This window comes from Virgisporangium aurantiacum (assembly GCF_016863635.1).
In the GTDB taxonomy this organism is placed as follows: Bacteria; Actinomycetota; Actinomycetes; order Mycobacteriales; family Micromonosporaceae; genus Virgisporangium; species Virgisporangium aurantiacum.
The window spans coordinates 14,585-34,655 of the sequence record NZ_BOPG01000038.1 but is presented as its reverse complement, the minus strand read 5'-3'; the positions used below and the strand labels follow the sequence as shown (position 1 = coordinate 34,655).

Annotated in this window: 32 protein-coding genes and 2 pseudogenes; 1 reads left to right on the top strand and 33 read right to left on the bottom strand. The window is 68.1% G+C overall.

Annotation, left to right across the window (positions count from 1 at the left end):
* The coding region (locus tag Vau01_RS30980; RefSeq protein WP_203999856.1) for a hypothetical protein at positions 1 to 1,242 on the top strand (1,242 nt) is incomplete at its 5' end.
* Positions 1,243 to 1,255: 13 nt separating this feature from the next.
* Here Vau01_RS30980 and truA read toward each other — a convergent pair.
* The 33 genes and pseudogenes from truA to rpsJ all read right to left on the bottom strand — a co-directional run bounded on the left by truA (position 1,256) and on the right by rpsJ (position 19,876).
* Positions 1,256 to 2,056, bottom strand: a complete 801-nt coding sequence (gene truA, locus Vau01_RS30975; RefSeq protein ID WP_203999853.1) for a tRNA pseudouridine(38-40) synthase TruA — start codon at positions 2,054 to 2,056, stop codon at positions 1,256 to 1,258.
* Positions 2,057 to 2,280: 224 nt separating this feature from the next.
* On the bottom strand, positions 2,281 to 2,850 hold the full coding sequence (gene rplQ, locus Vau01_RS30970; RefSeq protein WP_203999850.1) for a 50S ribosomal protein L17: 570 nt from the start codon (positions 2,848 to 2,850) through the stop codon (positions 2,281 to 2,283).
* Between the two features lie 60 nt (positions 2,851 to 2,910).
* Entirely contained in the window at positions 2,911 to 3,933 is a 1,023-nt protein-coding gene (locus Vau01_RS30965; RefSeq protein ID WP_203999847.1) for a DNA-directed RNA polymerase subunit alpha, read from the bottom strand.
* A gap of 54 nt (positions 3,934 to 3,987) precedes the next feature.
* Complete coding sequence (rpsD, locus tag Vau01_RS30960) at positions 3,988 to 4,614, bottom strand: 30S ribosomal protein S4 (protein WP_203999844.1); 627 nt, start codon at positions 4,612 to 4,614, stop codon at positions 3,988 to 3,990.
* Positions 4,615 to 4,628: 14 nt separating this feature from the next.
* Positions 4,629 to 5,039 (bottom strand): 30S ribosomal protein S11, encoded by a 411-nt coding sequence (gene rpsK / locus Vau01_RS30955; RefSeq protein ID WP_203898250.1) that lies wholly within the window; start codon positions 5,037 to 5,039, stop codon positions 4,629 to 4,631.
* A 33-nt stretch (positions 5,040 to 5,072) separates the two neighbouring features.
* Positions 5,073 to 5,453: a 30S ribosomal protein S13 gene (gene rpsM / locus Vau01_RS30950; protein ID WP_203999841.1), complete on the bottom strand. Its 381-nt coding sequence runs from the start codon at positions 5,451 to 5,453 to the stop codon at positions 5,073 to 5,075.
* 181 nt (positions 5,454 to 5,634) lie between these two features.
* On the bottom strand, positions 5,635 to 5,748 hold the full coding sequence (rpmJ, locus tag Vau01_RS30945) for a 50S ribosomal protein L36 (protein WP_203657619.1): 114 nt from the start codon (positions 5,746 to 5,748) through the stop codon (positions 5,635 to 5,637).
* A 134-nt stretch (positions 5,749 to 5,882) separates the two neighbouring features.
* Entirely contained in the window at positions 5,883 to 6,104 is a 222-nt protein-coding gene (gene infA / locus Vau01_RS30940) for a translation initiation factor IF-1 (RefSeq protein WP_203925356.1), read from the bottom strand.
* A gap of 184 nt (positions 6,105 to 6,288) precedes the next feature.
* Positions 6,289 to 6,756: a DUF1707 SHOCT-like domain-containing protein gene (locus Vau01_RS30935; protein WP_203999839.1), complete on the bottom strand. Its 468-nt coding sequence runs from the start codon at positions 6,754 to 6,756 to the stop codon at positions 6,289 to 6,291.
* A gap of 104 nt (positions 6,757 to 6,860) precedes the next feature.
* A complete protein-coding gene (gene map, locus Vau01_RS30930) occupies positions 6,861 to 7,733 on the bottom strand; it encodes a type I methionyl aminopeptidase (protein ID WP_275423966.1) in 873 nt (290 codons plus the stop codon).
* A 1-nt stretch (position 7,734) separates the two neighbouring features.
* Entirely contained in the window at positions 7,735 to 8,388 is a 654-nt protein-coding gene (locus Vau01_RS30925) for an adenylate kinase (protein ID WP_203999837.1), read from the bottom strand.
* A 31-nt stretch (positions 8,389 to 8,419) separates the two neighbouring features.
* Positions 8,420 to 9,754, bottom strand: coding sequence for a preprotein translocase subunit SecY (gene secY, locus Vau01_RS30920; RefSeq protein ID WP_203999862.1), 1,335 nt, complete (start codon positions 9,752 to 9,754; stop codon positions 8,420 to 8,422).
* Between the two features lie 193 nt (positions 9,755 to 9,947).
* Entirely contained in the window at positions 9,948 to 10,409 is a 462-nt protein-coding gene (gene rplO / locus Vau01_RS30915) for a 50S ribosomal protein L15 (protein ID WP_203999835.1), read from the bottom strand.
* Between the two features lie 2 nt (positions 10,410 to 10,411).
* Positions 10,412 to 10,594, bottom strand: coding sequence for a 50S ribosomal protein L30 (rpmD, locus tag Vau01_RS30910; RefSeq protein WP_203999833.1), 183 nt, complete (start codon positions 10,592 to 10,594; stop codon positions 10,412 to 10,414).
* A complete protein-coding gene (rpsE, locus tag Vau01_RS30905; RefSeq protein ID WP_203999831.1) occupies positions 10,594 to 11,220 on the bottom strand; it encodes a 30S ribosomal protein S5 in 627 nt (208 codons plus the stop codon). Before rpsE ends, rpmD begins: the two co-directional genes overlap by 1 nt.
* A 13-nt stretch (positions 11,221 to 11,233) precedes the next feature.
* The gene (gene rplR / locus Vau01_RS30900) at positions 11,234 to 11,629 is read right to left on the bottom strand and encodes a 50S ribosomal protein L18 (RefSeq protein WP_203999829.1); all 396 of its coding nucleotides are present in this window, start codon (positions 11,627 to 11,629) and stop codon (positions 11,234 to 11,236) included.
* Positions 11,626 to 12,168: a 50S ribosomal protein L6 gene (gene rplF, locus Vau01_RS30895; protein WP_203999826.1), complete on the bottom strand. Its 543-nt coding sequence runs from the start codon at positions 12,166 to 12,168 to the stop codon at positions 11,626 to 11,628. The genes rplR and rplF overlap by 4 nt, the downstream gene beginning before the upstream one ends.
* 12 nt (positions 12,169 to 12,180) lie before the next feature.
* Positions 12,181 to 12,588 (bottom strand): 30S ribosomal protein S8, encoded by a 408-nt coding sequence (rpsH, locus tag Vau01_RS30890; protein WP_203999823.1) that lies wholly within the window; start codon positions 12,586 to 12,588, stop codon positions 12,181 to 12,183.
* Between the two features lie 64 nt (positions 12,589 to 12,652).
* Positions 12,653 to 12,838: a type Z 30S ribosomal protein S14 gene (locus Vau01_RS30885; RefSeq protein ID WP_203925364.1), complete on the bottom strand. Its 186-nt coding sequence runs from the start codon at positions 12,836 to 12,838 to the stop codon at positions 12,653 to 12,655.
* A 1-nt stretch (position 12,839) separates the two neighbouring features.
* A complete protein-coding gene (rplE, locus tag Vau01_RS30880; RefSeq protein WP_203999821.1) occupies positions 12,840 to 13,409 on the bottom strand; it encodes a 50S ribosomal protein L5 in 570 nt (189 codons plus the stop codon).
* The gene (gene rplX / locus Vau01_RS30875) at positions 13,409 to 13,723 is read right to left on the bottom strand and encodes a 50S ribosomal protein L24 (RefSeq protein ID WP_203999818.1); all 315 of its coding nucleotides are present in this window, start codon (positions 13,721 to 13,723) and stop codon (positions 13,409 to 13,411) included. The genes rplE and rplX overlap by 1 nt, the downstream gene beginning before the upstream one ends.
* A gap of 3 nt (positions 13,724 to 13,726) precedes the next feature.
* Positions 13,727 to 14,095 carry a 50S ribosomal protein L14 gene (gene rplN / locus Vau01_RS30870; RefSeq protein WP_203999815.1) on the bottom strand — a complete coding sequence of 123 codons (369 nt, stop codon included), beginning with the start codon at positions 14,093 to 14,095 and terminating at the stop codon, positions 13,727 to 13,729.
* A 67-nt stretch (positions 14,096 to 14,162) separates the two neighbouring features.
* Positions 14,163 to 14,441, bottom strand: a complete 279-nt coding sequence (gene rpsQ, locus Vau01_RS30865) for a 30S ribosomal protein S17 (protein WP_203999813.1) — start codon at positions 14,439 to 14,441, stop codon at positions 14,163 to 14,165.
* Positions 14,438 to 14,683, bottom strand: coding sequence for a 50S ribosomal protein L29 (gene rpmC / locus Vau01_RS30860; RefSeq protein ID WP_203999810.1), 246 nt, complete (start codon positions 14,681 to 14,683; stop codon positions 14,438 to 14,440). The genes rpsQ and rpmC overlap by 4 nt, the downstream gene beginning before the upstream one ends.
* Positions 14,683 to 15,108, bottom strand: a complete 426-nt coding sequence (gene rplP / locus Vau01_RS30855; RefSeq protein ID WP_203999807.1) for a 50S ribosomal protein L16 — start codon at positions 15,106 to 15,108, stop codon at positions 14,683 to 14,685. The genes rpmC and rplP overlap by 1 nt, the downstream gene beginning before the upstream one ends.
* A gap of 3 nt (positions 15,109 to 15,111) precedes the next feature.
* Positions 15,112 to 15,975 (bottom strand): 30S ribosomal protein S3, encoded by an 864-nt coding sequence (gene rpsC / locus Vau01_RS30850; RefSeq protein ID WP_203999804.1) that lies wholly within the window; start codon positions 15,973 to 15,975, stop codon positions 15,112 to 15,114.
* A 295-nt stretch (positions 15,976 to 16,270) separates the two neighbouring features.
* Positions 16,271 to 16,634: pseudogene (gene rplV / locus Vau01_RS63615) on the bottom strand (50S ribosomal protein L22); the annotation flags it as partial.
* Positions 16,635 to 16,667: 33 nt separating this feature from the next.
* Positions 16,668 to 16,949 (bottom strand): 30S ribosomal protein S19, encoded by a 282-nt coding sequence (gene rpsS, locus Vau01_RS30840; RefSeq protein WP_203999793.1) that lies wholly within the window; start codon positions 16,947 to 16,949, stop codon positions 16,668 to 16,670.
* Positions 16,950 to 16,962: 13 nt separating this feature from the next.
* A complete protein-coding gene (gene rplB, locus Vau01_RS30835) occupies positions 16,963 to 17,802 on the bottom strand; it encodes a 50S ribosomal protein L2 (protein WP_203999790.1) in 840 nt (279 codons plus the stop codon).
* A gap of 14 nt (positions 17,803 to 17,816) precedes the next feature.
* The gene (gene rplW / locus Vau01_RS30830; RefSeq protein ID WP_203999787.1) at positions 17,817 to 18,119 is read right to left on the bottom strand and encodes a 50S ribosomal protein L23; all 303 of its coding nucleotides are present in this window, start codon (positions 18,117 to 18,119) and stop codon (positions 17,817 to 17,819) included.
* 140 nt (positions 18,120 to 18,259) lie between these two features.
* Positions 18,260 to 18,895 (bottom strand): annotated as a pseudogene (rplD, locus tag Vau01_RS30825) (50S ribosomal protein L4); the annotation flags it as partial.
* Positions 18,892 to 19,554 (bottom strand): 50S ribosomal protein L3, encoded by a 663-nt coding sequence (gene rplC / locus Vau01_RS30820; protein WP_203999781.1) that lies wholly within the window; start codon positions 19,552 to 19,554, stop codon positions 18,892 to 18,894. The gene rplC and the pseudogene rplD, both read right to left, overlap by 4 nt.
* A 13-nt stretch (positions 19,555 to 19,567) precedes the next feature.
* The gene (rpsJ, locus tag Vau01_RS30815; protein ID WP_203925377.1) at positions 19,568 to 19,876 is read right to left on the bottom strand and encodes a 30S ribosomal protein S10; all 309 of its coding nucleotides are present in this window, start codon (positions 19,874 to 19,876) and stop codon (positions 19,568 to 19,570) included.
* Positions 19,877 to 20,071: the final 195 nt, after the last annotated feature.

Sequence of the window (20,071 nt, the reverse complement as noted above, 5' to 3'; positions counted from 1 at the left end):
TATGCCGAGCCGGGATATGCCGAGCCGGGATATGCCGAGCCGGGATATGCCGAGCCGGGATATGCCGAGCCCGGATATGGCGAACCGGGATACGCCGAACCGGGCTATGCCGAGGCACCGCCCTACCAGGAACAGTACGCAGACCCGCGCCGCGAAAGCGGCTACCGCCGCGACGCCGACTACCCGGATCCGCGCTACGACGAGGCCCGGCAGCCCGCCCTTCCGGCCGGCCCCAACCGGGTGCGGCGTGACGACGACGAGAGGCCCGCGCGGCCGCCGTCGTTGCCGCCCGCCGAGACCATGCGGACGATCTCGCCCGACACGACCGGCGACATGCCGCGGGTCACGTCGACGGGCAGCATCCCGCGGGTCGGCTCGGGCAACACCGGCACCACCGGCCGGGTCGCCTCGGTGGGTTCGGCCACCACCGGCAGCCTGCCGCGCATCGGGCCGAGCACCACCGGCAGCCTCCGCCCGGTGCGGATCGACCCGGTCCGCCCGGCGTCGCGCCGGCTGTCGAAGGCGATGGTGGCGCTCGCGTCCGTCGGCGTACTGGTGCTGTTCGCGGTGTGCGGGCTGAGCACCTGGTTCGTGTTCCAGGACGAGTTGTCCGGCGACAAGGGCGGGAACAACGCCCAGAACAACACGCCGGCAGCGGGGCGCGACATCACGAGCCGCGACGCGGATCCGAATCCGTTGACCGAGGCCGAGGTGTTCCCGCTCGAGGTGCTCGCCGGCCAGACGGGCAACCAGTACACGATCCTCAAGAAGGAAGCGAAGACCGACTGCTCGACGGCCGCCAGCGACGACCTCGCGAAGCTCCTGGCCGACAACGGCTGCTCGCAGGTGGTCCGCGGCACGTTGAAGTCGAACGACGGCGTCTACTTCATCACCGCCGGCATCTTCAACCTGAAGGACGAGCCGGCCGCGATCAACACGCACGAGAACATCGAGCCGACGGTGAAGGCGCAGAAGGGCCGGTTCACCGGCCTGCTCGCCGGTGCCGGTACCGAGGTCCTGGTGCGGGCGCCGATGGTGCTCGGCTGGCACGCCCGCGGCCACTTCCTGGCGTACTGCGTGATCGCCCGGGTCGACGGCCAGGGCTTCGACGCCGCCTCCCAGGCTGCCCGCGACCAGATCCAGGCCGACATCCTCACCGCGCACCTGCGTGACGCGATCATCGGCGGCCGGGCGGCACCGAAGGCCGCCGGCAGCGGGTCACCGAACCCGTCGTCCAGCTAGGCGCGGAGGCATCCTAGGCGCGGAGGCGCCGGGTCGCCTCCGCGCGCTCGGCGAACCCGTCCGCCGGATAGGCGACCTCCACCAGCGTGAGTCCGTGCGCTCCTACCACCGGGACCTCGCTCGCCCGCTCCCGCCGGGTGAGCAGGGAACCGGGCCACTCCACCGCCCGGCGGCCGTCGCCGGCGGTCAGCATCGCGCCGACCAGGCTGCGCACCATCGACTGGCAGAACGCGTCGGCCTGCACGGTGGCGACGAGCACGCCGTCGACGGCCCGGGCCCAGTGCAGCCGCTGCACCATGCGGATCGTCGTGCCGTGCTCCTTGCGCCGGCAGTACGCCGCGAAGTCATGCTCTCCCAGCAACCCCTCTGCGGCGGCGTTCAGCGCGTCGAGGTCGAGCGGACGGGGCCAGGCCAGGGTGTCGTGACGGCGCAGCGGCGAGGCGCCCCACGGGTCGTCTGTGACGCGGTACTCGTACCGTCGCCACAGCGCCGAGAACCGGGCGTCGAAGCCCTCCGGCGCCGGTACGACCGAGTGCACCCGGACGTCGCCCGGCAGGAGACCCGCCAACCGGCGCACCACGGAGTCGCCCAGCCGGTCCCACGCGGACGGCGTCACGTCGACGTGGCACACCTGACCGGTGGCGTGCACGCCGGCGTCGGTGCGGCCGGCCACGGTCAAGCCGTCGGCGGAGCCGAACAGCCGCACCAGTTCGGCCGTCAGGACGCCCGCCACGGTGCGCCGCTCGGGCTGCACCGCCCAGCCCGCGAAGTCCGTCCCGTCATAGGCGACGTCAAGCCGCAAGCGCTCGCTCACGCGATCGCCCCGCTTCGCGGTGCGATGCGTTCGCCGGGCACTGCGTTAATGGTTCGCTCGCGCAAGCGCTCGCTCACGCGATCGCCCCGCTTCGCGGTGCGATGCGTTCGCCGGGCACTGCGTTAATGTTTCGCTCGCGCAAGCGCTCGCTCACTCCGTCTCATGAAAGCCCGCAGGCCCGGCCCCCCGAAAGGGTGCCGGGCCCGCGGACCGCTACTGGAAGATCAGTCGTCGTCTTTCTTCTCGCCGGACGCCGACTCGGTGCCGCTGTCGGTGTCGGCGTCGGTGTCGTCCGCCTTGGCGGACACCACGATGTCGTCGTCATCGTCCTGGGCCAGGGCGGCGACGGCGTCGGCCTTGGCGGCCTTGCGAGCGGCCTTCTTGGCCGGCGCGGACTTCTTCGCCGGCGCGGACTTCTTCGCCGGCGCGGCCTCGACCAGCTCCTCGACCAGTTCGATGATCGCCATCGGCGCGGCATCGCCCTTGCGCGGGCCGGTCTTCACGATCCGCGTGTAGCCGCCCGGACGGTTGGCGTAACGCGGCGCGATGTCGCTGAACAGCGCGTAGACGACGTCCTTGTCGCGAACGGTGGTGAGCACCAGGCGCCTCGCCGCGAGATCGCCGCGCTTGGCCTTCGTGATCAGCCGCTCGGCCAGCGGGCGCAGCCGCTTGGCCTTGGTCTCGGTGGTCTGGATGCGGCCGTGCTTGAACAGCGACGTGGCCAGGTTCGCCAGCATCAACCGCTCGTGCGCGGGGCTGCCGCCGAGGCGGGGACCCCTGGTGGGCGTGGGCATCTCTTCGGCTCCTGAAATATCGGCCGGGCGCCGGCTTGTCGCCGGCGCCCGCGTTTGCTGTTACAGCTGCTCGGTCTCGCGGTAGTCGTCGGCGTCGTAGTCGACGTCGGCGAACGAGTCGACGACATGCGCCGGATCGAACGTCGGAGCCGAATCCTTCAGCCCGAGGCCCATGCCGGCGAGCTTCATCTTGACCTCGTCGATGCTCTTCTGCCCGAAATTCCTTATATCGAGTAGATCGGCCTCGGTGCGGCTGATCAGTTCACCGACGGAGTTGATGCCCTCGCGCTTGAGGCAGTTGTACGAGCGGACGGTGAGGTCCAGCTCCTCGATCGGCAGCGCCAGGTCGGCAGCGAGCTGCGCGTCCTGCGGCGACGGGCCGATGTCGATGCCCTCGGCGGTCTCGTCGAGCTCACGGCACAGGCCGAACAGCTCGACCAGGGTCGAACCGGCCGACGCGAGCGCCGTGCGCGGCGTGATCGACGCCTTGGTCTCGACGTCGATGATCAGCCGGTCGAAGTCGGTGCGCTGCTCGACACGGGTGGCCTCGACACGGTAGGTGACCTTGAGCACCGGCGAATAGATCGAGTCGATCGGGATCCGCCCGATCTCCTGCCCGGCCTGCTTGTTCTGGGACGCGGTGACGTAACCGCGACCCCGCTCGACGGTGAGTTCCATGTCGAGGCGGCCCTTGCCGTTGAGCGTGGCCAACTTCAGGTCGGGGTTGTGCACGGTGGCTCCGGCCGGCGGCTGGATGTCACCGGCGGTGACGTCGCCCGGGCCCTGCTTGCGCAGGTAGAGCGACACCGGCTCGTCGTGCTCGGAGCTCACGGTGAGCTCCTTGATGTTCATGACCAGCTCGACGACGTCTTCCTTCACGCCCGGGATGGTCGTGAACTCGTGCAGCACACCGTCGATCTTGATGCTGGTCACCGCCGCGCCCGGGATGGACGACAGCAGCGTGCGGCGCAGCGAGTTGCCGAGCGTGTAGCCGAAGCCGGGCTCGAGCGGCTCGATGGTGAACCGGGACCGGGTTTCCGACAGCGACTCTTCCGTGAGAGTCGGCCGCTGGGAGATGAGCACTTACTTCTCCTTGGTTCGGGGCCGCCCGCTATATGACGGCCGCGAGGTACTGCCTTACTTGCTGTAGAGCTCGACGATCAGCTGCTCCTGAACCTGGGTGTCGATCGTCTGCCGCGCGGGCAGCGAGTGCACCAGGATCTTGAGCTGGCTCGGGATCGCCTCCAGCCACGCCGGAACCGTGCGGCTGCCGGCGAGGCCCTGCGCGACCAGGAACGGGGTGAGCTCGCGGCTCTTCTCGCGCACCTGGATGACGTCGTGCTCGCGCACCCGGTACGACGGGATGTCGACCTTCCGGCCGTTCACCGTGAGGTGACCGTGCCGCACCAGCTGACGCGCGGAGTCGCGGGACGGCGCGTAACCGGCCCGGTAGACCACGTTGTCGAGCCGCGACTCGAGGATCTGCAGGAGGACCTCACCGGTCTTGCCCTGCTTGTGCACGGCCTCTTCGTAGTAGCCGCGGAACTGCTTCTCCATGATGCCGTAGACCCGACGGGCCTTCTGCTTCTCACGGAGCTGCAGCAGGTACTCCGACTCCTTCGGCCGACCGCGGCCATGCTGGCCGGGCGGGAAGGGGCGGGACTCGAACGGGCACTTCGGCCCGTCGCACTTGCTGCCCTTGAGGAACAGCTTCATCTTCTCGCGCCGGCAACGACGGCAGTCGGCGCCCGTATAACGTGCCATTTCTCGTCTTCCCCTTAGACCCGACGACGCTTCGGTGGACGGCATCCGTTGTGCGGCTGCGGCGTGACGTCGGAGATCTGCCCGACCTCGAGACCCACCGCGGTGAGCGAACGGATGGCGGTCTCCCGGCCGGAGCCGGGGCCCTTCACGAACACGTCGACCTTGCGCATGCCGTGCTCCATGGCGCGGCGGGCGGCGGCTTCGGCGGCAAGCTGCGCCGCGAACGGCGTCGACTTGCGGGAGCCCTTGAAGCCGACCTGCCCGGCCGAGGCCCAGGAGATCACGGCACCGGTCGGGTCGGTGATGGAGACGATCGTGTTGTTGAACGTGCTCTTGATATGCGCCTGCCCGTGGGAGACGTTCTTGCGCTCCTTGCGGCGAACCTTCTTCGCGGCCGCCGCACCGGTGCGAGCCTTCGGTGGCATAAGTGAATGCGCTCCTGAAAATTTTGCGGCTGGTTACTTCTTACCGGGCTTCTTCTTGCCGGCGACCGTGCGCTTGGGACCCTTGCGGGTGCGCGCGTTCGTGCGGGTGCGCTGCCCGCGCACGGGCAGGCCACGGCGGTGGCGGATACCGGCGTAGCAGCCGATCTCGACCTTGCGCCGGATGTCGGCGGTCACCTCGCGACGGAGGTCACCTTCGACCTTGTAGTTGGCCTCGATGTGGTCACGAATGGCCACGACCTCTTCATCGGTGAGATCGCGGGCGCGCTTGTCCGGGCTGATGCCGGTGGCGGCGAGCGTCTCGATCGCGCGGGTGCGACCAATTCCGAAGATGTACGTGAGCGCGATCTCCACCCGCTTCTCGCGGGGGAGGTCTACGCCGACAATACGAGCCATCGGTGGGCGTACTCCTGTCGTGTTGCGCGGAGGTCTGCGCCCGATCCGCCCCGATTACCCTCATCGGGCCCCGGCCTCCGACCGGGGGTCAACCACGCACTGCCGTCGTGGACGGCGCCGCCCGTGGCTGGAACGGGCTTTAGTTATGGGACGCCCGTGAGCGCCCGTCGGCTGTTTTCGCCTAGCCCTGGCGCTGCTTGTGGCGCGGGTCGCTGCAGATGATCATGACCCGGCCGTGCCGGCGGATGACCCGGCACTTGTTGCAGATCTTCTTGACGCTCGGCTTGACCTTCACGGTTCTGCCTTACTCTCCCGTCCGCGCCAGTGCGCCCGGACGCCACCACCGCTATGCGGCGGACGCACCCGAGCCCGAGCGAGGAAATTCCTGAGTTGTCTTAGTGCGCGTTGACCGCCAGTAGCGATCCGATGTCATTTGTAGCGGTAGACGATGCGCCCGCGGGTGAGGTCGTACGGGGACAACTCCACTACGACCCTGTCCTCGGGCAGGATGCGGATGTAGTGCTGCCGCATCTTGCCGCTGATGTGAGCCAGAACCTTGTGGCCATTTTGAAGCTCGACCCGGAACATGGCGTTCGGGAGCGGCTCGATGACCCGGCCCTCCATCTCGATGGCTCCGTCTTTCTTCGGCATATCCTCCGCTACCTGACGTTGGATCGGTGTGGCAGGCTCACAGGTCAATCACGGGTGGTAGAGGGCCACCCGCGCCAGCCGCGGTCTCCGAGCCTGCCGAAGCGCCGGACAGGCATGACGGAGCAGACGCTGTGCGCCGATTGACGAGTGTACGCGGCGGTAAGCGAGAACTCCAAACTGGCCCTTACTGCTCCCGCTTGGGACGCCCCATCAGCGTGGTGACGAGCAGGACGGCGCCCCACGGCCCGGCGACCCAGATCGGCCACGGATAGATGAGGTCGGCGGTCGACAGGCACACCAGCAGCCAGACCACGACGTTCACCGAGACCGCGATCGTCCAGGCCATCCACAGCCGGCGCATCCAGTCGGCGCTGTCCTTCTGTTGCTGCTGTTGCTGGAGCGGCGCCCAGCCGGCGCCGGAGACCGGCGGCGTGCTGCGGTAGGGCTGCATGCCGGTGCGGCGGGACGGGCGGGGCAGGTCGAGGATGATCTTGTCGAGGTCGCCGTAGGTGCGTGCGGTGTAGGTCTTCTGGAGCCGCTCGTCGTACTCGTGCAACGACAGCCGGCCCTCGTCGCAGGCTTTCTTCAGGATGTCGGCCACGTAGGTGCGGTCGACGTCGGCAGCCCGCAGATGGTCTCGCCGGCTACTCATGCTGTACCGCCCGATCCGTCACCGCGCCCTCCCCATACCTCGCGCGGATTACATTGTTGCCGACCGCCGCACCCGGGTGCCTCCGGAGGTCCACCTACGGGTGTCTACACCACGCGGGATCCCGCCGCAGCGGTCAGCAGCTCGCCGAGCCGGGCGGCTCCGCCGTCGTCGGCGGTGAGCACCCATACGCCGTCGTCGAACAGTCCGACGGTGTGCTCCACGTGCGCCGCCACCGACCGGTCGGCGGTGACCACCGTCCACTCGTCGGCCAGTTCGAGCGTGCGCGGACTGCCCAGCGTCAGCATCGGCTCGATCGCCAGGCACATGCCCGGCACCAGGTGCGGCCCCCGGCCGGGCCGGCCGTAGTTGAGGACGAACGGCTCCATGTGCATCTCGGTGCCGATGCCGTGCCCGCCGTAGCCGCGCACGATGCCGTACCGCTTCGTCTGCCGGCTCGACTTCTCGATCGCCGCGGAGATGTCGCCGAGCCGGCCGCCGCCGCTCCGCATCGCCTTGGCCGCGGTGGTGATGCCGGCCCACAGCGCTTCCTCGGCCGCGTTGATCAGCTTGGTGAGCTCGGGCTTCGGCGCAGTGCCGGATTCTGAGCCGGTTCCGGAACCGACGATCACCGAGATCGCGGCGTCGCCGTGCCAGCCGTCGAGGATCGCGCCGCAGTCGATGGAGATCAGGTCGCCCTCGCGCAGCACCTGACGCGGCGACGGGATCGCGTGCACGATCTGTTCGTTCACCGACGAGCAGATGGTGGCCGGATAGCCCTGGTAACCGAGGAACGACGGCACCGCGCCGGCGGAGCGGATCACGTCGTGTGCGATCGCGTCGAGTTCGGCCGTACTGACGCCCGGCGCCACCGCCGCCCGCATCGTGGCCAGGGCCTTCGCGACGACCAACCCGGCACCGCGCATCAGCGCGATCTGCTCGGGGGTCTTGATCTCGATCCGCGGGTGGGAGCGGGGCACGCTAGCCGCCGTAGGACTGCAGGGCGTCGATCGCCCGGACCGTGATGTCCTCCACCGGCCCGGTAGCGTCGATGCCCACCAGCACCCCGCGGGCGCCGTAGTAGTCCACGAGCGGAGCGGTGTCGCGCGCGTAGACCTCGAGCCGGGCGGCGATCGTCTCCGGCTTGTCGTCGTCTCGCTGGAACAGCTCGGAGCCGCACCGGTCGCAGAACCCCTCGCGCTGCGGTGCGTCGAACTCGACGTGCCAGATCTTGCCGCAGCCCCGGCAGGTGCGCCGGCCGGACAGCCGGCGCACGACCTCCTCGTTCTCGACCACGAGTTCGAGAACGACGTCGAGACCCGAGCTCAACTCGATGAGCATCTTGTCGAGCGCGATCGCCTGCGGCACGGTGCGCGGAAACCCGTCGAGCAGGAACCCGTCGGTGGCGTCGGGCTCGGCGAGCCGGTCGGCCACCATGTTGATGGTCACCTCGTCGGGAACGAGCTGACCCGCGTCCATGTAACGCTTGGCCTCGACGCCCAGGGGCGTGCCCTGGGCGACGTTGGCCCGGAAGATGTCTCCGGTCGAAATCTTGGGCACCGCGAGGTGGGCGGCAATGAACTCCGCCTGTGTGCCCTTGCCCGCCCCTGGCGGCCCGACCAGGACTAGCCTCATGCGCCCCCCTCGGGGCGCCCTACAAAGATCGTCACTTGCGCAGGAACCCTTCGTAGTTGCGCTGCATGAGCTGGCTCTCGATCTGCTTCACCGTTTCCAGACCCACACCGACCATGATCAGAACAGCCGTACCGCCGAACGGGAAGTTCTGCAGTGCGTTGTTGCCGCCGATCAGACCGATGAACAGGTTGGGCAGGACCGAGATGATGCCGAGGTACAGCGCGCCGGGAAGGGTGATCCGGCTGAGGATGAAGTCGAGGTACTCGGCCGTGGGCTTGCCCGGCCGGATGCCGTGCACGAACCCGCCGTACTTACGCATGTTGTCGGCGACCTCGGTCGGGTTGAACGTGATGCCGACGTAGAAGTACGTGAAGAACACGATCATCAGGAAGTACGTGACGATGTGCACCGGGTTGCTCTGGTCGACCAGGTACCGCTGGATGAACACGACCACCGCGTTGGTGCTGTTCTCGCCGGCGAGCTGCACGGCGAGCTGCGGCAGGTACAGCAGCGACGAGGCGAAGATGACCGGGATGACACCGGCCTGGTTGACCTTCAGCGGGATGTAGGTGGAGGTGCCGCCGTACATCCGCCGGCCGATCATGCGCTTCGCGTACTGCACGGGCACGCGCCGCTGGGCCTGCTCGATGAAGACCACCGCGGTGATCACCGTGACGCCGATGCCGAGCGCGACGAAGAACCCGGTCTTGTTGCTCTGGTAGATCTGGTAGCCCTCGTAGGGCAGCCGGGCGGCGATCGAGGAGAAGATCAGCACCGACATGCCGTTGCCGACGCCGCGGTCGGTGACCATCTCGCCGAGCCACATGATGACACCGGTACCGGCGGTCATCGTGATGACGATGATGCTGACGGTGAGCCAGATGCTCAGCCCGGTGTCTTCCGGGATGATCGGCAGGTCCTGGCACTGGTTGTTGAAGAGCTGGCCCGAGCGGGCCAGGGCGACGAACGCCGACGCCTGCAGCACGGCCAGGCCGAGCGTCAGGTACCGCGTGTACTGGGTGATCTTCGCCTGGCCGGACTGGCCCTCCTTCTTCAGCGACTCAAGCCGCGGAATCACCACGGTGAGCAGCTGAAGGATGATGCTGGCGGTGATGTAGGGCATGATGCCCAGCGCGAACACCGACAGCTGGAGCAGCGCGCCGCCGGAGAACAGGTTCAACAGCGTCAAGACGTCGCTCGAGCCGTTTTCTTGCACCTGGTCAAGACACTTCTGCACGTTGCCGTACGAGACGCCAGGGCTGGGCAGCGTGGCGCCCAGCCGGTAGATGGCGATCATCGCTAACGTGAAGATGATCTTCTTGCGCAGGTCAGGCGTCTTGAACGCACTGAAAAAGGCGGATAGCAACTTCATCCTCCTGCGCGCGGCGGCCGCCTACATTGGCGGGATCCAGCACCGACCGGTCTGAGTAACTGGGCGTGTGTTCGCAAAAAACACACTGCGAACGGACTCTAACAGGACGCTCGGGGTATCAAGTAGCCACGTGGCGTCCATCCGTCGGCGGTAGCCGATGATGGACGCCACACCGACGCCTGTCGATTCAGGAAGCGGGCTCCTCGCCAGCGACCCGAACCGTACCGCCAGCAGCGGTAATCTTCTCGCGCGCCGACCCGGAGAAGGCATCGGCGGTCACGTCGAGCTTGACGCCACCCAGGTCACCGGTGCCGAGCACCTTGACCGGCTGGCCCTTCCGGACCGCGCCGCTCTCCCGCAGGTCGTCGGCGGTCACCGAGCCACCCTCCGGGTAGAGCTTCGCGAGACGGTCCAGGTTGATCACCTGGAACTCAACCCGGAAGTGGTTGCGGAAGCCCTTCATCTTGGGCAGCCGCATGTGGATCGGGATCGAGCCACCCTCGAACCAGGCCGGCACGTTCTTCCGGGCCTTGGAGCCCTTGGTACCGCGACCGGCCGACTTGCCCTTGGAGCCCTCACCGCGCCCGACCCGCATCTTCTCGGTCTTGGCGCCGGGCGCCGGGCGCAGGTGATGGATCTTGATCACCATCGTTACTCCACCTCCTCGACGCGCACCAGGTGGGTCACGGTACGGATCATGCCCCGAATCTCGGGCCGATCCTCCTTGACCACCGCGTCGTTGATCCGCTTCAGCCCGAGCGAACGCAGCGTCTCGCGCTGGTTCTGCTTCGTACCGATCTTGGACCGCGTCTGCGTGACCTTGAGTCTGGGCATCAGCTACTCACCCCGGCCCGGGCGGCCAGCATCGCGGCCGGCGCCACGTCTTCGACCGGCAGGCCACGGCGCGCGGCCACGGCTTCCGGCGATTCGAGCATCTTCAGCGCCGCCACCGTGGCGTGCACGATGTTGATCGCGTTCGACGAGCCGAGGCTCTTCGAGAGCACGTCGTGGATACCGGCGCACTCCAGCACCGCGCGCACCGGGCCACCGGCGATGACACCGGTACCGGCGCTGGCGGGCTTCAGGAGCACGACGCCGGCGGCGTCTTCACCCTGCACGGGGTGCGGGATGGTGGCGAGGATCCGGGGCACCTTGAAGAAGTGCTTCTTGGCCTCCTCGACGCCCTTGGCGATGGCCGCGGGCACCTCCTTGGCCTTCCCGTAGCCGACGCCGACGGTGCCGTCACCGTCGCCCACCACGACGAGCGCGGTGAAGCTGAACCGGCGACCGCCCTTGACTACCTTGGCGACACGGTTGATCGAGACGACCCGCTCGATGTGCGGGCTCTTCTCGGCGGGACTGCCGCCCCGACCGCCGTCGCGCCGACCGCCGCCCTCACGGCGACCGCCGCCACCTTCAGAGCCTCCGGACCCGCCGCCCCTGCGCTGTGGACCAGGCATTGGACATTCCTTCCTAGAACTCGAGCCCGGCTTCGCGGGCGGCGTCGGCGAGAGCCGCGATGCGGCCCGCGTACCGGTTGCCTCCACGGTCGAAGACGACCTTGCTGATGCCGGCGGCCTTCGCCCGCTCCGCGAGCAGTGTGCCGACCTTGCGGGCCGAGTCGCTCTTGGTGCCCTCGGCACCGCGCAGCGACGCGTCCATGGTCGACGCAGAGGCGATCGTGTGGCCTTTTCCGTCGTCGACGAGCTGGGCGACGATGTGCCGCAGCGACCGCGTGACCACCAGCCGGGGCCGAGCGACCGTGCCCTGCACGTTCTTGCGGATGCGGAAGTGTCGCCGCGCCCGTCCGATGCGGCGCGCGGCAGCGGCGCCGCCGCCACCCCGGCGCTGTAGGAGCGTCGCGCTCACTTCTTGCCTGCCTTCCCAGCCTTGCGACGAATGACCTCGCCGACGTACTTCACGCCCTTGCCCTTGTACGGCTCCGGCGGACGGATCTTGCGGATGTTCGCGGCCACCTCACCGACCTGCTGCTTGTCGATGCCGGCGACGTGGAACAGCGTGGGCCGCTCGACCGTGAAGGTGATCCCCGTCGGGGCCTTGACGAGCACCGGGTGCGAGAAGCCGAGCGCGAACTCGAGGTCGCTGCCCTTGGCCGTGACGCGGTAGCCCGTGCCGGCGATCTCGAGGCTCTTACGGTAGCCCTCGGTGACGCCCACGACCATGTTGGCGATCAGCGTGCGGCTGAGGCCGTGCAGTTCCTTGGACTTGCGCTCGTCGTCCGGGCGGGCCACGTAGTACTGGCCGTCGTCGCCCTTGTCGACCGTGATCGGCTCGGCGACCGTGTGTGAAAGCTGGCCCTTAGGCCCCTTCACCGTGACGGTCGCACCGTCGATCTTGATGTCGACACCGTTGGGAACCGGGATCGGCTTACGTCCGATTCGTGACATGGTTCTGCCTCCTCACCAGACGTAGGCGAGGACTTCCCCGCCCACCCCACGCTTGCGAGCCTGCCGGTCGGTCAGCAGACCCTGAGACGTCGAGATGATCGCGACGCCCAGGCCTCCGAGCACCCGCGGGAGCTCGACGGCCTTCGCGTACACCCGCAGGCCCGGCTTGGACACGCGCCGGATGCCGGCGAGGCTGCGCTCGCGGCTCTGTCCGTACTTCAACTCGACGATCAGGCTCTTGCCGACAGCACCCTCCTCAGGGTCCTGAACGGACCAGGTGGAGACGTAGCCCTCCGACTTGAGTACCTCGGCGATGTTCGCCTTGATCTTCGAGTACGGCATCGTCACCCGGTCGTGGTACGCCTGGTTGGCGTTGCGCAGACGGGTCAGCATGTCTGCGATCGGGTCGGTCATGGTCATGGGTTGACTGCTCTCTTTCTCGCCGCGGTTCCAGGAAGTCGCCTGGCCTACGGCGAAGCAAGGACTACCAGGAAGCCTTCGACACGCCGGGCAGTTCGCCCCGGTGCGCCATCTCGCGGACACAGACGCGGCACAGACCGAACTTGCGGTAGACCGCCTTCGGACGCCCGCAGCGCTGGCAACGGGTGTAGGCGCGCACCGCGAACTTCGGCTTGGCCGCCGCCTTGATGATCAGGGCCTTTTTAGCCATGTCAGTTCTCCTTGAACGGGAAGCCGAGGAGCTTGAGCAGCGCCCGGCCCTCGTCATCGGTCGGTGCGGTGGTCACGATCGTGATGTCCATGCCCCGCGGCCGGTCGATCCGGTCCTGGTCGATCTCGTGGAAAACCGACTGCTCGGTGAGACCGAAGGTGTAGTTGCCGTTGCCGTCCAGCTTGCGCCCGTCGAGACCGCGGAAGTCGCGGATACGGGGCAGCGCGATCGACAGCAGCCGGTCCAGGAACTCCCACATGCGGTCGCCGCGCAGGGTCACCTTGGCACCGATGGGCATGCCCTCGCGCAGCTTGAACTGCGCGATCGACTTCTTCGCCCGCCGCACCTGCGGCTTCTGGCCGGTGATCGTCGCGAGGTCACGCACCGCGCCGTCGATGAGCTTCGCGTCGCGGGCGGCGTCTCCGACACCCATGTTGACGACGATCTTCGTCAGCCGCGGCACCTGCATCGGGTTGCCGTAGCTGAACTGCTCCGTCAGCTTGCCGACGAGCTCCGAGCGGTACCGCTCCTTGAGCCGCGGCAGGGTCTTCTCAGCCGTGGTGGTCGTCATCAGAGGTCCTTGCCGGAGCGCCGCGAGATGCGCACCTTCTGGTTGTCATCGTCGATCCGGTATCCGACCCGGGTCGGCTTGCCGTCGGAGTCGACCACCATCACGTTCGACACGTGGATCGCGGCCTCCTGCGTGACGATGCCACCGGTCTTGGCGCCGCGGTTGGTGGTGCGGATCCGGGTGTGCTTCTTGACGCGGTTCACGCCCTCGACGAGCACCTTGTCCCGACGCGGGTAGGCCGCGATGACCTTGCCCTTCGCGCCCTTGTCCTTACCGGCGATGACGAGAACCGTGTCGCCCTTCTTGACCTTCACGGTCTACAACACCTCCGGCGCGAGCGAGATGATCTTCATGAACCGCTTGTCCCGCAGCTCACGGCCGACCGGGCCGAAGATGCGGGTACCACGGGGGTCACCGCCGTCCTTGATGATCACGGCGGCGTTCTCATCGAAGCGGATGTACGAGCCGTCGGGCCGGCGCCGCTCCTTGCGGGTGCGGACGACGACAGCCTTGACCACGTCGCCCTTCTTGACGCCGGCGCCCGGGATCGCGTCCTTGACGGTGGCGACGATGACGTCACCGATGCTCGCGTAGCGCCGGCCCGAGCCGCCGAGAACCCGGATGCACAGGATTTCCCGTGCACCGGTGTTGTCGGCTACCCGCAGCCGCGACTCCTGCTGAATCACTTCTGTCTCCTAGGTCTCGTCGGTTCACCGAGGCATCCCCGGTGCCTGACGGAACTCGTAAGGCGTTTTACTTAGCGCGTTCGAGGATCTCGACGACGCGCCAGCGCTTCGTCGCGGACAGCGGCCGGGTCTCCATCAGCAGAACCCTGTCGCCGAGGCCGCACTCCTTCTCGTCGTGCGCCTTCAGCTTGGTCGTGCGACGCAGCACCTTGCCGTAGAGCGCGTGCTTGACGCGGTCCTCCACGACCACCACGACGGTCTTCTGCATCTTGGCGCTGACGACGAGGCCCTCGCGGACCTTACGCCGGCCGCGGACCTCGGTCTGCTCTTCGTTCGGTTCGGTCACTTGGTCACCTCAACTGGGGCCTCGTCGGGCGCGGTGGACAGGCCCAGTTCGCGCTCCCGCATGATCGTGTAGATCTTGGCGATGTCCTTGCGGATCACCTTGAGCCGGCTGTGGTTGTCCAGCTGGCCGGTCGCCGACTGCACGCGCAGGTTGAACAGCTCGGCCTTGGCCTCACGCAACCGCGAAACCAGTTCCTCGTCGGTCTGCTCGCGCAGTTCCGAGGCCGCCACACCCATCGCCATCAGACGTCACCCACTTCGCGCTTGACGATGCGGCACTTCACCGGAAGCTTGTGGATCGCACGGCGCATCGCCTCTCGCGCGATCGCCTCGTTCGCGAACGACATCTCGAACAGGATGCGACCCGGCTTCACGTTGAAGATCCACCACTCCGGCGAGCCCTTGCCGGAACCCATCCGGGTCTCGGCGGGCTTCTTGGTGAGCGCCCGGTCCGGGAAGATCGGAATCCAGACCTTACCGCCACGACGGATGTGCCGGTTCATCGCGATACGGGCCGCCTCGATCTGGCGGTTGGTGACGTAACCCGACTCCAGCGCCTGAATGCCGAAGTCGCCGAACGTCACCTTCGTGCCGCCCTTGGCCGCACCCGTCCGGGTGGGCCGGTGCGGCTTACGAAAGCCCTTCGGAGGCTTGCGTGGCATCAGCATTGGTCAGCCCTCCTGCTCCTGCGTTGCTGCGGGCGCCTCGGCCGGCGGAGCGGCCGGAGCCGCAGCCGCAGCCGGCGGCGTCGATGCGGCAGCTTCGGCCTGTGCCTGCGCCGCCCGACCTGCCTCGGTGCCACCCGCGGTGGTGCCGGACGAACCCGACCGGCCACGACGCGGCCGCTCCGGCCGGTCGGCACGGTCCCGACGTCCGCGCGACGGCGCCTCGGCGGGAGCCTCGCGGCCCGGCACGGCGTCGCCCTTGTAGATCCACACCTTCACACCGATGCGGCCGAACGGCGTACGGGCCTCGAAGAAGCCGTACTCGATGTTGGCCCGCAGCGTGTGCAGCGGAACCCGGCCCTCGCGGTAGAACTCGGTGCGGCTCATCTCGGCGCCGCCGAGGCGGCCCGAGACCTGCACCCGGATCCCCCGCACCAGCGGGTTCTTCATCGCGCCCTGCATCGACTTGCGCATGGCACGACGGAAGCTGACGCGGCTGCTCAGCTGCTCGGCGACGCTCTGCGCCACGAGCTGCGCGTCGGACTCCGGGTTCTTGATCTCGTGGATGTTCAGCTGCACCTGCTTGCCGGTGAGCTTCTCCAGGTCGGCGCGGATGCGGTCGGCCTCGGCACCCTTACGGCCGATGACGATGCCCGGCCGGGCGGTGTGGATGTCGACGCGGACCCGGTCGCGGGTGCGCTCGATGTCGACCTTCGCGATACCGGCCCGCTCGAGGCCCTTGGACATCATCCGACGGATGCGGACATCCTCTTTGATGTAGTCCTTGTAGAGCTTGTCCGCGTACCACGTGGACCGCCACTCGGTGCTGATACCGAGCCGGAACCCGTGCGGGTGGACTTTCTGACCCATTACTCGGTCCCTTCCTCGGCCTCAGCGTCGGCCTTCTCGGCCTTCTTCGCCTTCGGCTCCTTCTCGGCCTTCGGCGCGGCCTTCTGTGCCTTCTGCGCCTTCGGCTGCGCGGCCTTCTTGGCCGCCTTCGGCTCCGAGTCAGCCGCGGTGTCGGCGGCCTCGATGGCCTCGTCGTCCGTCGTTTCCTCGGTAACCGTGCTGGCCTTGGCCGGCGTGGCCTTCTTGCGCCCAGGCGCGGAGGTCACATCGGCGGCGCGGCCGCGACCGGCGGTGCCACGACGGCCACCACCCGCGGCGGGCACGCTCTCGACCACGATCGTGATGTGGCAGGAACGCTTGCGGATCCGGTAGGCCCGGCCCTGCGCGCGCGGACGGAACCGCTTGGCGGTGACGCCCTCGTCGACGTAGGCCTCGGCGACCAGCAGCGAGTCCGGGTCGAGCCGCTCGTTGTTCTCGGCGTTGGCGATCGCGCTGGCGAGCACCTTGTAGACCGGCTCGCTCGCCGCCTGCGGCGCGAACTGCAGCACCGTGAGCGCCTCCTTCGCGGGCAGCCCGCGGACGAGGTTGACTACACGGCGCGCCTTCATCGGCGAGATGCGCACGTGCCGCGCAACCGCCCGGGCGCCCGGCAGCGCCGGCGCATCGCCCTTGGTTGGCATCGGGAGATTCCCCTCAACTATCGCGGCAGCCGCTTAACGGCGGCGGCTCTTCCGGTCGTCCTTCTCGTGGCCCTTGAACGTGCGGGTGAGCGCGAACTCGCCCAGCTTGTGGCCGACCATCGCCTCGGTGATGAACACCGGGACGTGCTTGCGGCCGTCGTGAACAGCGATGGTGTGGCCGATCATGTCGGGGATGATCGTCGACCGCCGCGACCACGTCTTGATCACGTTCTTGGAGTTACGGCTGTTCTGGGCCTCCACCTTCTTCGCAAGGTGGTCGTCGATGAACGGGCCCTTCTTCAAGCTGCGTGGCATCTCTTATGGCTCCTTAGCCGCGCTTCCGCGTGGCGTACCGGCGACGGACGATCATGCGGTCGCTCGGCTGACCCTTGCGACGGGTGCGACCCTCGGGCTTGCCCTTCGGGTTGACCGGGTGGCGACCACCGGACGTCTTGCCCTCACCACCACCGTGCGGGTGGTCGACCGGGTTCATCGCGACACCGCGGACGGTCGGGCGCTTGCCCTTCCAGCGGTTCCGACCGGCCTTGCCCCAGTTGATGTTCGACTGGTCGGCGTTGCCGATCTCGCCGACGGTCGCGCGGCAGCGCACGTCGACACGGCGGATCTCACCCGACGGCATGCGGAGCGTCGCGTACGCGCCCTCGCGGCCGAGCAGCTGGATGCCGACGCCGGCCGAGCGGGCCATCTTGGCCCCGCCGCCCGGACGCAGCTCCACCGCGTGCACGGTGGTACCCACCGGGATGTTGCGCAGCGGCAGGTTGCTGCCGGGCTTGATGTCGGCGCTCGGACCGCATTCCACGCGGTCGCCCTGCTTCAGGTCCTTCGGCGCGATGATGTAGCGCTTCTCACCGTCGGCGAAGTGCAGCAGCGCGATGCGCGCGGTGCGGTTCGGGTCGTACTCGATGTGCGCGACCTTGGCCGGCACGCCGTCCTTGTCGGCCCGCTTGAAGTCGATGACGCGGTACTGGCGCTTGTGACCGCCGCCCTGGTGCCGGGCGGTCACCTTGCCGTGCACGTTGCGGCCGCCCTTGCTGTGCAGCGGGCGCAGCAGCGACTTTTCCGGCGTCGACCGGGTGATCTCGGCGAAGTCGGCGACGCTGGACCCACGACGGCCCGGCGAGGTCGGCTTGTACTTGCGGATTGGCATCGTTACTCCACCCCTTAGCTGACCGGGCCGCCGAAGGCTTCGATCCGGTCGCCGTCGGCCAGCTTCACCATCGCGCGCTTGGTGCTCTTGCGCTTGCCCCAACCGGTACGGGTGCGCTTGCGCTTGCCCTCCCGGTTGAGCGTGTTGACGGTGAGAACGCGCACGTCGAAGATCTGCTGAATCGCGATCTTGATCTGCGTCTTGTTGGCGTCCGGGTGGACCAGGAACGTGTACCAGTTGCGGTTCAGCTCGCCGTAGCTCTTCTCGGAGATCACGGGAGCGATGATCACGTCACGCGGGTCGGCGACCGTGGTCACTTCTCCTCCTCCTCATCGGCGTCGTCATCCTTCTTCGCCTTGGGAGCCTTCTCGGCCTTGTCGGCCTTCTCAGCCTTCGCGCCCTTCTCCGCCTTCTCCGGCTTGTCGGCCTTCTCGGCCTTCTTCTCGGAGACGGGGACCTCGGTGCGCTCGGCCGGAACGCCGAGGAACTCGTCGAGAGCCGGCGAGGTGAAGATGACCGCCTCGGCGTTCAGCACGTCGTACGTGTTGAGCTGGCTGGCCTCGATCAGGTGCACCTGCGGCAGGTTCCGCAGCGAGTACCAGTTGATCTCGTCCTCGGCCGGCAGAACCACGAGCACCTTGCGGCTGTCGGTGAAGTTCGCCAGCGCGGCCAGGGCGTCCTTGGTGCGCGGGGTCTCCCCGTCGAGGAAGCCCTCGACCACGTGGACGACACCGGCGCGGGCCCGGTCGGAAAGCGCACCGCGCAGCGCGGCGACCTTCATCTTCTTGTTGACCCGCTGGGTGTAGTCACGCGGCACCGGGCCGTGGACGACGCCACCACCGGTGAACTGCGGCGCCCGGATCGAGCCCTGACGGGCGCGACCGGTGCCCTTCTGCTTGTACGGCTTCCTGCCGCCGCCGGCGACCTCGCCCCGCGTCTTGACCTTGTGCGTGCCCTGCCGCGCCGCGGCGAGCTGGGCGACGACGACCTGGTGCATCAGCGGGATGTTGGCCTGCACGTCGAAGATGTCGGCGGGCAGCTCGACCGAAGCGGTCTTCGTGCCCTCGTGGTCCTTGACGTCGACGCTGCTCACTTGAGCGCCCCCTTCGAGACCCTGGCCTTGGCGGCCGTGCGGAGCAGCACCGTGACACCCTTCGGACCGGGGATCGCGCCCCGCACCAGGATCAGGTTCTGCTCGGTGTCGATGGCCTGCACGCGCAGGTTCTGCGCGGTGTAGCGGACGCCGCCCATCCGGCCAGCCATCCGCACGCCCTTGAAGACGCGGCCCGGCGACGCGCAGCCGCCGATCGAGCCGGGCGAGCGGTGCTTGCGCTCGACGCCGTGCGCCGCGCCCAGGCCCTTGAACCCGTGCCGCTTCATGACACCGGCGAAGCCCTTGCCCTTGGTGACACCGGTGACGTCGATGACCTGGCCGGCGGGGAAGGCGTCGACCGTCACCTCCGACCCGATCTCGTACTCCGAGGCGTCGGTGGTGCGCAGCTCCACCAGGAACCGCCGGGGCGCCACGTCCGCCTTCGCGAAGTGGCCGCTCTCCGGCTTGTTCACCTTGCGCGGGTCGATCGCGCCGTACGCGAGTTGGACCGCGCTGTACCCGTCTTTGTCGGGGGTGCGTACCTGGGTGACGACGCACGGGCCGGCCTGCACCACAGTGACCGGGACAACCTTTCCGTTGTCCCAGACCTGGGTCATGCCGAGCTTCTCGCCCAGGATGCCCTTGACTTGCCTGTCCATAGTCGAACTACCCCTACAGCTTGATCTCGATGTCAACACCGGCCGGCAGGTCGAGCCGCATGAGCGAATCGACGGTCTTCGGCGTCGGGTTGATGATGTCGATCAGACGCTTGTGCGTGCGCATCTCGAAGTGCTCGCGCGAGTCCTTGTACTTGTGCGGCGAGCGGATCACGCAGTAGCGGTTGATCTCAGTGGGCAGCGGCACCGGTCCGGCGACGTCCGCCCCCGTCCGCTGGACCGTCTCGACGATCTTCCGGGCCGAGGTGTCGACGACTTCGTGGTCGTACGCCTTGAGCCGGATGCGGATCTTCTGTCCCGCCATGGTCTTCCTCCCTGCGGGGACTCACATCCCCACAAACTCCGGGCCCCCGCCTGCTTGCGACAAAGCGGGTCGGACCGGGTCCGGTGCTGCCGTGTTGTCAACTGCCCGCCGACCCCCGCGGTCGGGCGTGTCGCGTTCATGGGCCAGACTCCGCCCACGATCGATCAGCCGAAACCGGGCTGATCGAACTTGGTG

What these genes read in the sequence shown, in the direction of transcription:
- rplQ (WP_203999850.1), bottom strand. Translation starts at nt 2,850, where the DNA reads ATGCCCACGCCCACCAGGGGTCCCCGCCTCGGCGGCAGCCCCGCGCAC.
- rpsD (WP_203999844.1), bottom strand. Translation starts at nt 4,614, where the DNA reads ATGGCACGTTATACGGGCGCCGACTGCCGTCGTTGCCGGCGCGAGAAG.
- rpsK (WP_203898250.1), bottom strand. Translation starts at nt 5,039, where the DNA reads ATGCCACCGAAGGCTCGCACCGGTGCGGCGGCCGCGAAGAAGGTTCGC.
- rpsM (WP_203999841.1), bottom strand. Translation starts at nt 5,453, where the DNA reads ATGGCTCGTATTGTCGGCGTAGACCTCCCCCGCGAGAAGCGGGTGGAG.
- infA (WP_203925356.1), bottom strand. Translation starts at nt 6,104, where the DNA reads ATGCCGAAGAAAGACGGAGCCATCGAGATGGAGGGCCGGGTCATCGAG.
- Vau01_RS30935 (WP_203999839.1), bottom strand. Translation starts at nt 6,756, where the DNA reads ATGAGTAGCCGGCGAGACCATCTGCGGGCTGCCGACGTCGACCGCACC.
- Vau01_RS30925 (WP_203999837.1), bottom strand. Translation starts at nt 8,388, where the DNA reads ATGAGGCTAGTCCTGGTCGGGCCGCCAGGGGCGGGCAAGGGCACACAG.
- rplO (WP_203999835.1), bottom strand. Translation starts at nt 10,409, where the DNA reads ATGGTGATCAAGATCCATCACCTGCGCCCGGCGCCCGGCGCCAAGACC.
- rpmD (WP_203999833.1), bottom strand. Translation starts at nt 10,594, where the DNA reads ATGCCCAGACTCAAGGTCACGCAGACGCGGTCCAAGATCGGTACGAAG.
- rpsE (WP_203999831.1), bottom strand. Translation starts at nt 11,220, where the DNA reads ATGCCTGGTCCACAGCGCAGGGGCGGCGGGTCCGGAGGCTCTGAAGGT.
- rplF (WP_203999826.1), bottom strand. Translation starts at nt 12,168, where the DNA reads ATGTCACGAATCGGACGTAAGCCGATCCCGGTTCCCAACGGTGTCGAC.
- rpsH (WP_203999823.1), bottom strand. Translation starts at nt 12,588, where the DNA reads ATGACCATGACCGACCCGATCGCAGACATGCTGACCCGTCTGCGCAAC.
- Vau01_RS30885 (WP_203925364.1), bottom strand. Translation starts at nt 12,838, where the DNA reads ATGGCTAAAAAGGCCCTGATCATCAAGGCGGCGGCCAAGCCGAAGTTC.
- rplE (WP_203999821.1), bottom strand. Translation starts at nt 13,409, where the DNA reads ATGACGACCACCACGGCTGAGAAGACCCTGCCGCGGCTCAAGGAGCGG.
- rpmC (WP_203999810.1), bottom strand. Translation starts at nt 14,683, where the DNA reads ATGGCGATGGGTGTGGCGGCCTCGGAACTGCGCGAGCAGACCGACGAG.
- rplP (WP_203999807.1), bottom strand. Translation starts at nt 15,108, where the DNA reads ATGCTGATGCCACGCAAGCCTCCGAAGGGCTTTCGTAAGCCGCACCGG.
- rpsC (WP_203999804.1), bottom strand. Translation starts at nt 15,975, where the DNA reads ATGGGTCAGAAAGTCCACCCGCACGGGTTCCGGCTCGGTATCAGCACC.
- rpsS (WP_203999793.1), bottom strand. Translation starts at nt 16,949, where the DNA reads ATGCCACGCAGCTTGAAGAAGGGCCCGTTCATCGACGACCACCTTGCG.
- rplB (WP_203999790.1), bottom strand. Translation starts at nt 17,802, where the DNA reads ATGCCAATCCGCAAGTACAAGCCGACCTCGCCGGGCCGTCGTGGGTCC.
- rplC (WP_203999781.1), bottom strand. Translation starts at nt 19,554, where the DNA reads ATGGACAGGCAAGTCAAGGGCATCCTGGGCGAGAAGCTCGGCATGACC.
- rpsJ (WP_203925377.1), bottom strand. Translation starts at nt 19,876, where the DNA reads ATGGCGGGACAGAAGATCCGCATCCGGCTCAAGGCGTACGACCACGAA.